This window comes from Paenibacillus tianmuensis, from assembly GCF_900100345.1.
GTDB classification, from domain to species: Bacteria; Bacillota; Bacilli; order Paenibacillales; family NBRC-103111; genus Paenibacillus_G; species Paenibacillus_G tianmuensis.
In genome coordinates this window covers 19,271-31,772 of sequence record NZ_FMTT01000012.1, presented here as the reverse complement: position 1 = coordinate 31,772, position 12,502 = coordinate 19,271, and the positions used below count along the sequence as shown (strand labels likewise).

The 12,502-nt window shown below is 49.2% G+C and carries 13 protein-coding genes; 7 read left to right on the top strand and 6 right to left on the bottom strand.

What is annotated here, in order from left to right; translation table 11 throughout:
* Nucleotides 1-3: 3 nt before the first annotated feature.
* Complete coding sequence (locus BLO51_RS10255) at nucleotides 4-1,581, bottom strand: right-handed parallel beta-helix repeat-containing protein (protein ID WP_090670664.1); 1,578 nt, start codon at nucleotides 1,579-1,581, stop codon at nucleotides 4-6.
* Between the two features lie 136 nt (nucleotides 1,582-1,717).
* On the opposite strand from BLO51_RS10255, the gene BLO51_RS10250 reads away from it, so the two are divergent.
* Together BLO51_RS10250 and BLO51_RS10245 are read left to right on the top strand one after the other, a co-directional pair.
* A complete protein-coding gene (locus BLO51_RS10250; RefSeq protein ID WP_245719608.1) occupies nucleotides 1,718-3,385 on the top strand; it encodes a right-handed parallel beta-helix repeat-containing protein in 1,668 nt (555 codons plus the stop codon).
* Between the two features lie 200 nt (nucleotides 3,386-3,585).
* The gene (locus BLO51_RS10245) at nucleotides 3,586-4,188 is read left to right on the top strand and encodes an SGNH/GDSL hydrolase family protein (RefSeq protein WP_217266720.1); all 603 of its coding nucleotides are present in this window, start codon (nucleotides 3,586-3,588) and stop codon (nucleotides 4,186-4,188) included.
* Between the two features lie 94 nt (nucleotides 4,189-4,282).
* On the opposite strand, the gene BLO51_RS10240 is transcribed toward BLO51_RS10245, so the two are convergent.
* Nucleotides 4,283-4,651 (bottom strand): helix-turn-helix domain-containing protein, encoded by a 369-nt coding sequence (locus tag BLO51_RS10240; protein WP_090670658.1) that lies wholly within the window; start codon nucleotides 4,649-4,651, stop codon nucleotides 4,283-4,285.
* Nucleotides 4,652-5,226: 575 nt separating this feature from the next.
* Nucleotides 5,227-5,598, bottom strand: coding sequence for a helix-turn-helix domain-containing protein (locus tag BLO51_RS10235; RefSeq protein ID WP_090670655.1), 372 nt, complete (start codon nucleotides 5,596-5,598; stop codon nucleotides 5,227-5,229).
* Nucleotides 5,599-5,868: 270 nt separating this feature from the next.
* On the opposite strand from BLO51_RS10235, the gene BLO51_RS10230 reads away from it, so the two are divergent.
* Nucleotides 5,869-6,210: an XRE family transcriptional regulator gene (locus BLO51_RS10230; protein WP_090670648.1), complete on the top strand. Its 342-nt coding sequence runs from the start codon at nucleotides 5,869-5,871 to the stop codon at nucleotides 6,208-6,210.
* A 167-nt stretch (nucleotides 6,211-6,377) separates the two neighbouring features.
* Nucleotides 6,378-6,533, top strand: a complete 156-nt coding sequence (locus BLO51_RS29175) for a hypothetical protein (RefSeq protein ID WP_167670164.1) — start codon at nucleotides 6,378-6,380, stop codon at nucleotides 6,531-6,533.
* A 67-nt stretch (nucleotides 6,534-6,600) separates the two neighbouring features.
* Here BLO51_RS29175 and thpR read toward each other — a convergent pair whose 3' ends face one another.
* The gene (gene thpR, locus BLO51_RS10225) at nucleotides 6,601-7,167 is read right to left on the bottom strand and encodes an RNA 2',3'-cyclic phosphodiesterase (protein WP_090670645.1); all 567 of its coding nucleotides are present in this window, start codon (nucleotides 7,165-7,167) and stop codon (nucleotides 6,601-6,603) included.
* 105 nt (nucleotides 7,168-7,272) lie between these two features.
* On the opposite strand from thpR, the gene serC reads away from it, so the two are divergent.
* The gene (gene serC, locus BLO51_RS10220; RefSeq protein WP_090670642.1) at nucleotides 7,273-8,361 is read left to right on the top strand and encodes a 3-phosphoserine/phosphohydroxythreonine transaminase; all 1,089 of its coding nucleotides are present in this window, start codon (nucleotides 7,273-7,275) and stop codon (nucleotides 8,359-8,361) included.
* A 118-nt stretch (nucleotides 8,362-8,479) separates the two neighbouring features.
* Here the strand turns inward: serC and BLO51_RS10215 are convergent, their stop codons facing one another.
* Nucleotides 8,480-9,196 (bottom strand): response regulator transcription factor, encoded by a 717-nt coding sequence (locus tag BLO51_RS10215; protein ID WP_090670639.1) that lies wholly within the window; start codon nucleotides 9,194-9,196, stop codon nucleotides 8,480-8,482.
* A gap of 125 nt (nucleotides 9,197-9,321) precedes the next feature.
* Between BLO51_RS10215 and trmL the strand changes: the two genes are divergently transcribed.
* Together trmL and BLO51_RS10205 are read left to right on the top strand one after the other, a co-directional pair.
* A complete protein-coding gene (gene trmL, locus BLO51_RS10210; RefSeq protein ID WP_090670636.1) occupies nucleotides 9,322-9,786 on the top strand; it encodes a tRNA (uridine(34)/cytosine(34)/5-carboxymethylaminomethyluridine(34)-2'-O)-methyltransferase TrmL in 465 nt (154 codons plus the stop codon).
* Between the two features lie 140 nt (nucleotides 9,787-9,926).
* On the top strand, nucleotides 9,927-10,175 hold the full coding sequence (locus BLO51_RS10205) for an AbrB/MazE/SpoVT family DNA-binding domain-containing protein (RefSeq protein WP_174551231.1): 249 nt from the start codon (nucleotides 9,927-9,929) through the stop codon (nucleotides 10,173-10,175).
* A 99-nt stretch (nucleotides 10,176-10,274) separates the two neighbouring features.
* Here the strand turns inward: BLO51_RS10205 and BLO51_RS10200 are convergent, their stop codons facing one another.
* Nucleotides 10,275-11,768 (bottom strand): alpha/beta hydrolase, encoded by a 1,494-nt coding sequence (locus BLO51_RS10200; RefSeq protein WP_245719619.1) that lies wholly within the window; start codon nucleotides 11,766-11,768, stop codon nucleotides 10,275-10,277.
* Nucleotides 11,769-12,502: the final 734 nt, after the last annotated feature.

Genomic DNA, 12,502 nt, shown 5'->3' with positions numbered 1-12,502 from the left:
TTACTAGGCAAACATAATTTTTCCGAAAAATTGGACAAACAATTGTATGTTGGTTCCGTTTGCCGCAGTATGGTGAACCTGCAGCTGCAAGTTGTTCCCGTTTATCCGGGGTTCCATCAATTCGATGGTTCCGATTAATTCTTCCTTGATTTTGATCGAATTTAATTGGAGGCCGTCCCACTGAATTTTATGCAGTTCCGTTTTGCTTTGCGTTCCGCTCTTGGCTATGCAATAAAGCAAGCCGTCGGCAACTTTGCCCAGTGATATGACATTGACCCACGGGGTATAATTTCCGGTGATCGGAGTGAACAAGTAGTTGGTTTGGTCTCCCAAGACCAGCGGAATTTTGGTAGTGGATGTATATTGGTAAGCGCCGGCTTTATTCCCGTATAAGGAATTACCAGACAGCTCGCCCAAAAATATGCCTTTATTCATGACAATCCCGTAAGCGCCGTTGCTGCGAAACGTATTGCCCGTGACCTTGATTCCGATCGGTTCTCCTACGATGATAAGTCCGTGGCCCGAATTTCGCATTACGATGTTATCGGTAATACTAAAATCACTGAAACCTCCGCCGCTGATAAGAATGCCGCTGCCACAATCCGTGATCAGATTGGAGGCAAGGGAAACGCCGTGGACTCGTCTGGAGGAATTATAGTCCAACTGGATGCCATAGTCGTCGCACCTGTAAATCGAGTTGCCGTTAATGGTAATGAAGTCTCCATCGAGTACGTATATCCCCGAGTTGGTTCCGTTGTTAGGTTCGGACCCAACGTCGTAAATCGTATTGCCGTTGATGACGATATGGGAAGCGTAATCCTCGATATGAATGCCCTGCTGCCTGCAATTGTCGAGTACATTTCCTACGATAGATACTCTGGTGGCGCCTGCAATCCCGATGCCGAAGCCGGAATTTTCACTGGTTCCTAGCCCCAGCGGGCAGGAGATGTAGTTGCCGGAAATAATAATGGCGTGCGCGGAATCGAAGGGCTCGCGGTTCATACCCATTTGCTTGATTGGACTGTTAATTTCAATGGCGTCGCCGTAAATGTCGAAAAACTGGTTACCGATGATCCGTAAATCGTAAAGATCGTTTGCGTACAAATTGACCAAAACACCGTAGTTGATTTTGAAGAACCGGCAGTTTGTAATGGATATATGCTTAATTCCAGGCTGGTTCATATTAATGCCTTGTGCTGTTATGCCAGTAAACAAGCAGTTACGGATCGAGGAATGCGTTGCACCCGCTCCCCAGTCGATCCCGACGCCGTTGCTTGGTGCCGAATATTCCAGCATCAAATCTTCCACCGTCACGTCGTTTCCTTTGATTTGTAACAGCGCTCGGTTTGTGTCATCTCTGTTAACAATAATGCTTCCTTTACCGGTTCCCAGCAATTTGGTGTTATCTTTCAAGGTAAGGACATTGCCGATGTTATATGTTCCCTGCGGCAAGTAGACAACGCCGCCGCCAAGCGCTGCCACGGCGTCCAATGCTTTCTGAATGGCGGGCGCATCGTCTTGCGCTCCGTTGCCCAAGGCGCCATACTTTAGATCCCGCACGTTTTCCAGCGTATAAACCACTTGCAACCACCTCCGTCAAATGTTTTGTTTCCTACATTATATTGGTAAAATAGAGCTAAAGTGATCGGACAAGTGACCCGATATTTAATACTATATCAACTAGAATTGGAAACGACATTCGAAGCGGAGGTTAACGATGGGAAGCGAATTTAATCGAACCATGACGAGAAGGGCGATGTTGGGCATGTTGGGAGTAGGCGGAGTCACATTGGCGGCCAATATGATGGCGCCTGCTTCCGCTCAAGCTCCCTCGAATGACGATAAGTTGAACGTTTTGGATTTCGGAGCCGCAGGTAACGGTCAAACGGATGATGCCCTGGCGATTCAAAAAACTCTCGATGCTTGCGCCAAAGCAGGCGGAGGAACGGTATATTTTCCTAATGGCACGTACTTGCTTCATTCACGGGTCACCGTTGGTCATAATACGAAGCTTGTGGGAAAAGCGAAGCTGGTCAAACCTTACAATAACCAAATCGATATACTGAATCTTGCGGGAAATCATATTGAAGTCGACGGGCTGTGGATGGAAAACTTGAATGAAAACGCAGGCATCAATATCAATATTTCGCGTAACAGCCAGCATATCGTTATTCGGAATTGTAAATTCACAGGGATAAGAACCCAAGGTATTGCCATGAATGCCACCGGCATTGCTCATGTCCTGATTCAGGATTGCTTGTTTGACTCGGTGACGTACGGCGTACTTTGCAATTACAAAGCCGACGATCTGGAAGACCTCCGAATTATCGGCAACCAATTTTTAGACATCTATGGGGACGCAATTGAATTAAACAGTCCAATTACAGGAACAAAGAAGGCGATTTACGAGTCGGCAGGAAATATCATTATTGCGAATAATTTCATTTCCGTGCCGAAAGGAAAGGGAACCGGGGACACGGCCGGTTTCGGAATCGGAATGGCAGGTGTTACTCGGGTGTCCGTTATTGGAAACATCCTTAAAAATTGCCGCTACGAAGCGATCCATGTAGAAGATAACTGCCGTAATATTTCCATAACGGCCAACATTATCGATGGCGTGCAGGACGATCCGGATAATCAGTTGAATTCTGGAATTTATGTGCTGAATGCCGAGCAAATAGCCGTAATCGGCAACGAAATCCGCAATTGCAAAAATTATGGGGTACATTTTGAATATTCGAAGGAAAATCAAGGAAACAAAGCTACCATCGTGGGTAACAATATTACGAACTGCGGCTCGGGGGGCATTCGTTATGCCGGCAACAAAATGTCGGATGCCGTGATTTCAGACAATATTATTACCGACAATGCCGGAAGCGGTATAAATTTGGCCGGTTCAAGCCACAGCATTCAAGTCAAAAACAATATCGTTCGTGCCAATAAGAGTCACGGCATCCTGCTGGAAGAATCCAAAATGGTGTCCATCTCCGGCAATACGGTTTATGAGAACGGCGGAGAGTGCATTCATGTGGAGAAACCGACGTTCTCAGTTCCTGTAGGTCAAAGCCAAACTATTCTTAATTTTGGATCGTCGGGAAACAACTCTCAGTGGAAGATTGTTGGTTCACTCGGAATTTTTGCTGAAGGGTATATCCATTTGGTAGCCAAGCATGCGAATCTGCACTGCTCCAAGCTGTTCCAATTGACGTGGGACGAAACCAATCTGAAAATCAAATTGCTTAAAGAAACGGGATCGGGAGGGATTCATATATCCGTTCCCCGGATGAAAAGCAAGCAGTTGGAAGTCAACGCCTATTCGGATACGCCAGCCAAAGCCGATCTGGTCCTTGACGTCCAATATGAAGGAATAATTATGCTGAATTAGGGGGGATCGCATTGAGCGGGTGGGAGCTTCTTGAAAATTTAATCCGATTACTTATATCAGGTTTGATCATTATGGGAGGACCGGCCCAATCGGAATGCACAGACCCCAAGTATTTTCTGGACCATGTAGAAAGTTGCCGCCGGATCACTCCGGTGGCATCGATGTTAAAAACGCAGGTTACCCCCAACAAAAGTCTCGTTATGTCTACGCTTGGAAGCAGCGTTACGGCCGGATCGGGTTCGACCGGCGTCAACAAAACCTGGGTTAACAAGCTTTACGAACGCTTGAAGAAGGAACGTGGGTTAGAGAAACTGAGATATCATAACAGCGGATGGGGAGGCTACACCACCAGCCGAATTGTTAAAGAAAAGAAGGCGGATGTTCTGATACAACAGAAGCCGAATGTGATATTGTTCGAAACGTGTCTCCTTAACGATTACGGACAAAACGTTCCCGTTGAAACGACCAAAAAAAACATCGAATTAATTATAACGCACCTTCATACCGAACTGCCGGACAGCCGCATCATACTGCAATCCCCCAACCCGAGACTGCGCGGAGAAGCGAAGAATAAAGAAGGTTTAAGCTATGAAGATTATATTCGACAAACGGAAGAATTCATCAAAAGCAAAGGCTGGGAGTACATTAATATCTACGATGCGATGAATAAGGAGTTGGCGAATCTTCAAACGCCGCTCAAGGACATCATGTATGACGATGCCCATCCTAACGACAAAGGCTACGATTTGTGGGCAAAAATTCTCGAAATGTATTTTCTTACCGGGAAGCAGCAGTGGCAGTAGAGAAAGCGAAAATAGCCATAACGCGCAAAAAAATTGCAAATCGCTCGGAGGAATCCGACAAGCGTTTTGCAATTTTAATTTAACATTGCCATGCTTAAAAGGACCGCTCTGCCCGGACAAAGGCGATGAACCGCTTGGCTTCCTCCGGCGTGAGCTGCTTTCCGTCAATCGTAAGCGCAAAATGCTGCAAAATTCGTTCGTCCGACAGCTCCAGACTGTCGACGAATTGTCTGACCTGCTGATCCAGCACCATCTCCGGGCCCTGCGTGCGACCAAGCAAATAGTCGATCGATACTTTGAAATGATTGGCGATTTTCACCAGGGTATCGTAGTCGGGTTCCCGGCGGTTCTTCTCATAATGAGAGAGGGAGGCGCGGGAAATGTCGAGTTTGAAGGAAAGCTCTTCTTGCGTCAATCCTTGCTTTTCCCTTAATGCAGCGATGCGGTTTCCAATTTGCCCCAACTGTTCTCACCCCGATCATCTTAAGTATACGATAGTCCTCCAGATAGGAAGAAATATCTCGTTCCAGGTCTGTCAAATCGTTGCGAATGAGTCGTTGTACCTAAAACACAATCCGGAGTAGACCGTTTCAGGAGCAAACTTTCCAGACCAATTGAATGCGTTTGCTTCTCTTATCACAGCGGGGCCTGTTTTCTATAAAGAACGGCCGTAACGAAGAGTCAAGCTCCCAGACTGTGTGAGGAAGTAATTAAATTATACATTACGTATCGACATTTGTGAAGGATGGTTCTTCCCCATTTTGGATAAATTTTGTAAACGAATGGCAAAGAAAAGAAAAAAAGAGTTACAATTTGTATCTATTTTGTGATACAATAAGTATACTGGATGCCGTTGTACCCAAACCTTGTACAGGAGACGCCCAGCCACACGAAGCCAGGATAAGGATCGATCCGCGGCGAACCGTGCAGAACGCTCAATTGCCTATTATTGCCATTGCGGGGCGCAGGTATACCTGATTGTATGGAAATGAGGATCGAGCCAGGCTGCTTGCTTGACAGGAGGGGAAGCTGGCAGCGTTATCTGAGCGATCTTTCGGCCCTTACGAAGGCAATGAACCGCTTTGCCTCGTCAAAAGTCAGTTTCATGCCGTCTACGGTTAAGGAGAATCGGTCGATAATCTTTTCGTCGGATAGCTCCAGACTATCTACGAAAGCCCGTACCTCCGGCTCCAGTACGACTCTTGGGTCCTCCGTTCTTCCCAATAAGTAATCGATGGATACCTTGAAAAAATCTGCAATTTTGACCACGGTTTCGTAGTCCGGCTCCCTTCGGTTTTTCTCGTAATGAGAGAGCGAAGCGCGCGAAATGTTGATTTTACTGGAAAGCTCTTCCTGAGTGAGCGCTTGCTTTTCGCGGAGCAGAGCGATTTTATCCCCGATTCTGACCATTTCCGTTTCCCTCCAAAACATTGCCGATGTACTAGTCTCCGTGTGAGACTTTTGTCGAAATCTGTTGAATTCAAGCTTGACTAGATTATACATTACGTAGCAAAGTTTGTGAAGAACCCTATTTCAAAAAAAAGTTGCGGTCAATAGGCAAAAAATAATAAAATTTTTTAAATATAGATACAAAACGTATCGTAATATGATACAATTAGTATGAATATAGAACTAAAACTATTAAACTCGGCCTTCGGGAAAACTAAGGAGGAATTAATCATGATCGGGGCACGAATTCAGTCCCTTCGACATCAGAAACGCATGTCGCTTACGGAGCTTGCAGCCCGCGCCGGCGTCGCCAAATCTTATTTGAGTTCGATCGAAAGGGACTTGCAATCGAATCCGTCCATCCAGTTTCTTCGGAAGCTCGCGCCCGTACTCGGCGTAAACGTACAAACGCTTATTTTGCACGATCAGGGGGACAAGCCCGAGATGTTGGACCAGGAATGGGTTCAATTGATTCAGGAGCTGAACGAGCTCGGCCTGAACAAAGAGTCGCTTCGCAAAATCGTCGTACAGCTGAAGATGAGACAAACGGTGACTTACGACCAGGCCCAGTGACAAAATCATCCATATGCGCGCCTATTGTCGTGATTTGACAAACCTGCTAAAAAAATCTTTAGAGTCGATAAAATAACCATTTTAGACTATCAAAAAAGATGAACATTCCGTTACAATACATAGCATAGACGAGGAGACCCTGAGGATAACATTGGAGAGAGGTAGCTATGGACAAAACCATCTTGCTCGATATTCGAGATTTGCTGCGTCAGTTAGGCATGAATCCGATGAAAGCCATGGAGTTTTTGACCATTGAGGAGACCGCCCTTCCGCCCGAACCTGCGGCCCCGCCAGATGAGGCCGCTCATTTAACCGACGATTAGGCCCTGCCTCAGGGTACGATGTCCTGCTGCCTTGCCTCTGCCAAGCTCACCGATTGTTCGCGTTCTTTCATCGGAGAGGAAACGAGGCGACACGCTCGTACATCGGACGGCTGCCCAAGCGGCTGCGATAAAGCGCGGTCTCCTTGACCCGCCAAGGCGTCTGCCATTCGTCGGGCAGCGCAACGTCCGGCATTGCGGCATGGCTTCCGGCCGGACCTGTAAATTTTCTGGCCAGCGTCAAATGCGGTTTATACGGACGGTTTTCTGCAGCAAACCCCAGCGTTGTCATCGCGTCCTCTATCCGGCGTTGAAGCTGCCCTAATTTCTCCACTTCTCCCTGCACCCCGGCCCACAGCACCGACGGAGCGCTCGGCTTGCCGAACACTCCCAAGCCTTGAAAATGAAGCGAGAAGGGAGCTGCGCCCGCAGCCGCTTGTCCGATCGCTTGCGAGATTTGATCGATCCGGTTCCGCGCAACGTCGCCGAGAAACTGCACAGTAAGATGCAAATCCTGAGGATGGACCCATCTGGCGAAGGTGAACTGGTCCTTTAGTCCCAGAAACAAAGACTCAGCAGAAGAAATCACGGACGGCGGAGCGGGGACAGCGACGAACAGGCGGTCGGACGGTTCCATTCGAGACTTCTCTCCTTTCCGATGTTCATGAAACTTACACTTGATGCGGCGATGCAACCTTTGCTATCATAGCCATATCATATGAAAAGCGAAGGGGTTTTAAACATGTCCAAGCGCGCGTACAACTTCAATCCCGGCCCGGCTGCGCTCCCGCTCGAAGTGCTGCAGAAAGCTCAGGAAACGTTCGTCGATTACAACGGCATCGGCATGTCGCTGACGGAGATCTCCCACCGCAGCAAGGAATATGAAGCGCTGAACCGTGAAACCCAAGAGCTGATGCTCGAACTGCTCGGTTTGTCGTCCGGCTATCAGGTACTGTTTTTGGGCAGCGGCGCCAGCATGCAATTTTCAATGATTCCGCTCAACTTCCTGAAGCCTGGCAAGGTGGGGAGCTACCTCGTAACGGGCAGCTTTTCCGAGAAGGCGTATCAGGATGCCCGAATTGTTGGGGAAGCGGTCATCGCCGCCTCCAATAAAGAAACGAACTGGAGAAGCCTGCCGAAAGCAGGAGAAATTCGGATCGATCCGAACTCCGCTTACGTGCATATGACAACGAACAATACGATTGAAGGCTCCCAATGGTCCGACATTCCGGAAACCGGAGACATTCCGCTGATCGGCGATATGACCAGCGGCATTTTAAGCCGTCCGATCGATGCCCATAAATTTGCGATGATTTATGCGGGGGCGCAAAAAAATCTTGGTCCTGCCGGCGTAACCGTTGCGGTCATCCGCGACGATCTGCTCCAGGAAGAACCGAAGCATGTTCCCGTCATGCTGCGCTATACGACACATGCCAAAAATCAGTCGCTGTATAACACGCCTCCCGTACATTCGATCTATGTCGTTAACCTGATGCTGAAATGGGTGAAGGAGAACGGCGGAGTAGAGGCGATGGAGAAGCAGAACGTCGCCAAAACGAAGCTGCTCTACGATGTTATCGATGCATCGGGCGGATTCTATACCGGAAACATCGCCCCGGACAGCCGTTCGATCATGAACGTTACGTTCCGCTTGCCGAGCGAAGAGCTGGAGAAAGCTTTCGTCAAGGAATCGGAAAAGAACAACTTCGTCGGTCTGGCCGGTCACCGCAGCGTTGGAGGCATTCGCGCTTCCGCTTACAATGCGGTTCCTTACGAAGCTTGCGCCGCGCTGGCCGAATTTATGGTCGATTTCCAAAAACGCAACGGGTAATCGGACCCGTCCGGCAGCTTTCGCCACGGCATGAAGCCGAGCGAAGGCTGCTTTTTGTACGGCGCGAATATGACAAGAACGCCGCGGCAAGCTTGCGCGGCGCTCGTTGAATCGGATATTAGGCGTAAGATTCTTTCATGGCAGGCTCGGCCAATTTGTAACCGACGTTGCGAATGGTTACGATATATTCAGGGTTGCGCGCGTTGGTCTCGATCTTGTCGCGCAAATGGCTGATATGCACATCGACGATCCGCGTATCGCCAAGGAAATGATAATCCCAGACGCCGTGCAGCAGCTGCTGGCGGCTGAGCACTTTGCCGCGGTGCTTGCACAGAAAGAGCAGCAGATCGAATTCTTTGGGTGTCAGCTCGATCGGCTGGCCCTTGATCTTCACTTCCCGCTGATCGGGCTGGATGACGATCTGCCCGATGGAGACCGGCGTGTTCGGGCTTGCGGAAGGCAAAGTTTGAATGCGGCGCAGGATCGCTTGAATCCGCGAAATGAGCTCTTGCGGGCTGAAAGGCTTCGTCATGTAATCGTCGGCGCCGTTATCGAGCCCGGCGATTTTGTCGGACAAGTCCTGCATCGCCGTCAACATAATGATCGGCACGAGATTGTTCTGGCCGCGCAGCTTGCGGCACACTTGAATGCCGTCCATCTTGGGCAGCATCAGGTCGAGCACGATCAGATCGGGGCGGAAATGCTGAATCGCCTGGAATACCGCTTCGCCGTCATAGACGCAATGCACTTCGAAGCCGACCAGCTTCAGGTTGAATTCTATGAGCATCGAAATTGAAGGTTCGTCGTCGACGACAAGAATTTTCTTCTTCATCATTTCGGATAGTCTCCTTTGTAGTCGCTTGGATGAATTCATTATCTCAGGCCACTATCATCTTCGTATTAAGAACAGGTAAAACGTATGTAAAATTAAAAAGGCATTCGGGAGGAAAACGGAGCAGCATGGCTTTTCATATCGTACTGGTAGAGCCGGAAATACCGGCCAACACGGGGAATATCTCCAGAACGTGCGCCGCGACCGGCACTTGGCTGCACTTGGTCCGTCCGCTCGGCTTCGATACGGACGACCGGACTCTCAAGCGGGCCGGACTGGACTATTGGCACGCCGTCAAGCTGGAGTATCACGATTCGTTTCAGGAAGTAAAGGACAAATACAAGGACGGCCGCTTCTTTTTTGCTACGACCAAGGCGTCTAAAGTTTACACGGATTTGACATTTCAAGACGGCGATTTTCTGGTATTCGGCAAAGAAACGAAAGGGCTTACCCCGGAGATTCTGGCAGAGCACCCGGATTCGTTGATGCGGCTGCCGATGACGGACGCCGTCCGTTCGTTGAACTTGTCCAACGCCGCGGCGATCGTTCTGTTCGAAGCACTCCGGCAGACCGGATTTCCAGAATTGTCCTGAAGCTTGGCCCATTCGTTGCGAAAATGCGAATCTTATCGAAATCAACCGAGAAAACTCGCAATTATGGGAAGGAATTTTAACATTAGCGTCGAACTATATGGAGGGCAAGCGTAATTGTGCGAAAGTGAGGTGAATTGATGATGAAACCGGCAGGAGTAGTAAGAAAAGTCGACCAGCTCGGCAGAATTGTACTCCCGAAATCGCTGCGCAAACGATACCAAATGAACGAAGGCGATCCTGTTGAAATATTGGTAAGCGGTGATCATATCATTCTGGAGAGGTATCGTCCCCGCTGTGTATTTTGCGGCTCGATGGAGCAAGTGAGCGATTTTAAGGAAAGACACATTTGCGCCGAATGTCTGGGCGAGATGCATCTATTGAAAGGGTAATCCGCGCAGCCGCGCAGGGATAATCCGCAACTGGAAAAGCACGGCCGGAACGTTCCGTAAGGGACGCTGGCCGTGCTTTTCCGTCTTATCGAAGCCGCATTACAGCTTTTCCTCCGCCGGGGGCGCAGACAAGCTGCTTCTTTTTTTACGGACCCATTTGCGCAGCTCTTTGGCGTTACCGTTCTGCTGATAAATGGAGATCAACCGGTCATAATACAAGGTTTCGTCCGCCATGCCGTGCTGTAGTCCGCTGAGCAGGAATGGAATCGCTTGGCTGCTTCTTTCGGTCAGCATGCAGTAATCGGCCGCCCATAAAGTGATGCCTTCCCATAGCTGCTCGACTTTTTCTTTCAGCGATAAGGCAAAAGGATCGTAGCATCCCGGCATGAGCTTGCCGCTGAGCCGGCTAAGCAAATCTTCGCACAGCCCGTACTTCACCTCGTTATCTTGCTCCGCGGCGACCTGCTGCAGATCGTTCAGAAATTCCATTAAATCGCAGTTAACAAGATAATGAAGCTTGACGACATCTCTTCCGATGGTCACGCACGGCTTCTCCGTATCATTCGTCTCCAGCAGTTTGGAGAAGTGGCTTAAATAGACCCGCAAATTCCGCATCGCATTTGGGTGCTCGACTTCCGGGAAGAGAGCTTCGCACAGCTGCTCCCGCGTAGCGGTCGGATGAAAGGCCAGATAGATCATCAGGCTTTTGGCGTACCGGGTATTCCAGCCGTCCGGCAAGATCCGGTCGTTCAGGCAGACCTCGAATTTGCCCAAGCAGCGGATGCGAATCCGGTTGCCGCTCCAATGCTCATAGCCCTGTTTTGACAATTGCCGCACGTGCTGCCGCAGTTCGCGGTTTATGGCATTATTCCGTTGTCCGGGAAACGGCTTGCGGATAAAGGCATCGATCCAGTCGGACGAATAAATCGGCTGATCGACGAACACCAGGCTTGAGGCGTCCGGGACGACCAAGAAGGCCGTCGTTTCCAACTGCGTATGCGTCAGACCGGCCAGCGCCGGCGTGAAGACAGGGTCCTGCTCGCCGGAAAGCAGCAGCGAAGGCTTTTGGAGGACGAGGTAATCTTTTAGAAATACGGGCTTCGTCGCCAGTTCCAGCATTTGAACGTAGGTAGGGAAATGGACCCGTTCAAAGGCTTGCACGATTCGCTGCCTCAAGACCGTATCCATATGCTTGACGGACATGCGCTTCGCCATGGCTTCCCCAAGCGTTGGACGGGCCAGTTTTTTGGCGAGGGAGATGCGCAGCTTGTATTCTTTATGAAGTGCGATAAGCGGAAGGTGGGCGAACGGCGAGATCAGGATGAGGCTTTCAACCATTGAGCCGTACGCCGATGCGAATTGGATGGCGAGGTGTGCCCCGAAGTCGTGACCCAGCAGGGTGACACGCTCCAATCTAAGAAAGTGCAGCAGAGCATGGAGTTCTCCCGTCAGCGGCTCCCATGAAATGTCCGTGTGTCTTTCGCTGCTTTGTCCGTGGCCGTTTAAATCGTACAAGAGGATGGTATAGCGCCATTCGAGAAGCGGGACAATGGACTGCCAGAAGGTGGAGTTCAATCCGGCGCTGTGGATCATAACCAAAGTTTTCGCTCCCTTTGCGGGGCATTCGTAAAGTTCGTAATACATCAGAGAATCGGCAGAAATGAAAAATGACATAAGTCCAAAGTCCCCCTGTGAGATTTAAGTTTTCATTAAAATTAGTCTAACAGGACTAGGTCTTTGGATATTATATCAAATGTTTATCCAAAATTTAATAAAGCAAGAGGAAAATTTATGAATTCTTTAATTTTTGTAACCATTCTGTAACGCTTGCTATGCTAGAATGCCTGTAAAGGATTTTTAGATTCTTCGGTCAAGCTCAATACAAAAACATAACTATAACCATATAGAGGTGGACTTGTCAGGATGGAGCGAATCGCAATGACTACTGGAGATGAAAACGTTATACATTTGGAAATCCATGAAATAATGAGGCAGCTTGGGCTCAATCCGCTCGATTGGCAAAAGTTCAGCAGCAGTCCGATAACCCTTGACCAGATTTCGCAGCCAGCCGCAGAGGAGAACGAAGACACACGTTAGCCGGCGGTTCTATTTTTTTATGGGGATAGATACAAAATGTATCTGCGGAGCGCGAAAACGGGTTGAAAGATGCCGGCCGCAAATGCAATCAGGTGCTGTAACGTAACCTTGATTGATTCGGAAGCCGAGTCTTTCAACCCGCAGGCGAAGGGAAGCGTATGATTAAAGTCCCTTGGTTTTGTCATCATTGTATGCGGCTGTAAGCATCGAGACGATAAACATAAGAAAAA

What these genes read in the sequence shown, in the direction of transcription:
- BLO51_RS10250 (WP_245719608.1), top strand. Translation starts at nt 1,718, where the DNA reads ATGGGAAGCGAATTTAATCGAACCATGACGAGAAGGGCGATGTTGGGC.
- BLO51_RS10245 (WP_217266720.1), top strand. Translation starts at nt 3,586, where the DNA reads ATGTCTACGCTTGGAAGCAGCGTTACGGCCGGATCGGGTTCGACCGGC.
- BLO51_RS10235 (WP_090670655.1), bottom strand. Translation starts at nt 5,598, where the DNA reads ATGGTCAGAATCGGGGATAAAATCGCTCTGCTCCGCGAAAAGCAAGCG.
- BLO51_RS10230 (WP_090670648.1), top strand. Translation starts at nt 5,869, where the DNA reads ATGATCGGGGCACGAATTCAGTCCCTTCGACATCAGAAACGCATGTCG.
- BLO51_RS29175 (WP_167670164.1), top strand. Translation starts at nt 6,378, where the DNA reads ATGGACAAAACCATCTTGCTCGATATTCGAGATTTGCTGCGTCAGTTA.
- thpR (WP_090670645.1), bottom strand. Translation starts at nt 7,167, where the DNA reads ATGGAACCGTCCGACCGCCTGTTCGTCGCTGTCCCCGCTCCGCCGTCC.
- serC (WP_090670642.1), top strand. Translation starts at nt 7,273, where the DNA reads ATGTCCAAGCGCGCGTACAACTTCAATCCCGGCCCGGCTGCGCTCCCG.
- BLO51_RS10215 (WP_090670639.1), bottom strand. Translation starts at nt 9,196, where the DNA reads ATGATGAAGAAGAAAATTCTTGTCGTCGACGACGAACCTTCAATTTCG.
- trmL (WP_090670636.1), top strand. Translation starts at nt 9,322, where the DNA reads ATGGCTTTTCATATCGTACTGGTAGAGCCGGAAATACCGGCCAACACG.
- BLO51_RS10205 (WP_174551231.1), top strand. Translation starts at nt 9,927, where the DNA reads ATGAAACCGGCAGGAGTAGTAAGAAAAGTCGACCAGCTCGGCAGAATT.
- BLO51_RS10200 (WP_245719619.1), bottom strand. Translation starts at nt 11,768, where the DNA reads ATGATCCACAGCGCCGGATTGAACTCCACCTTCTGGCAGTCCATTGTC.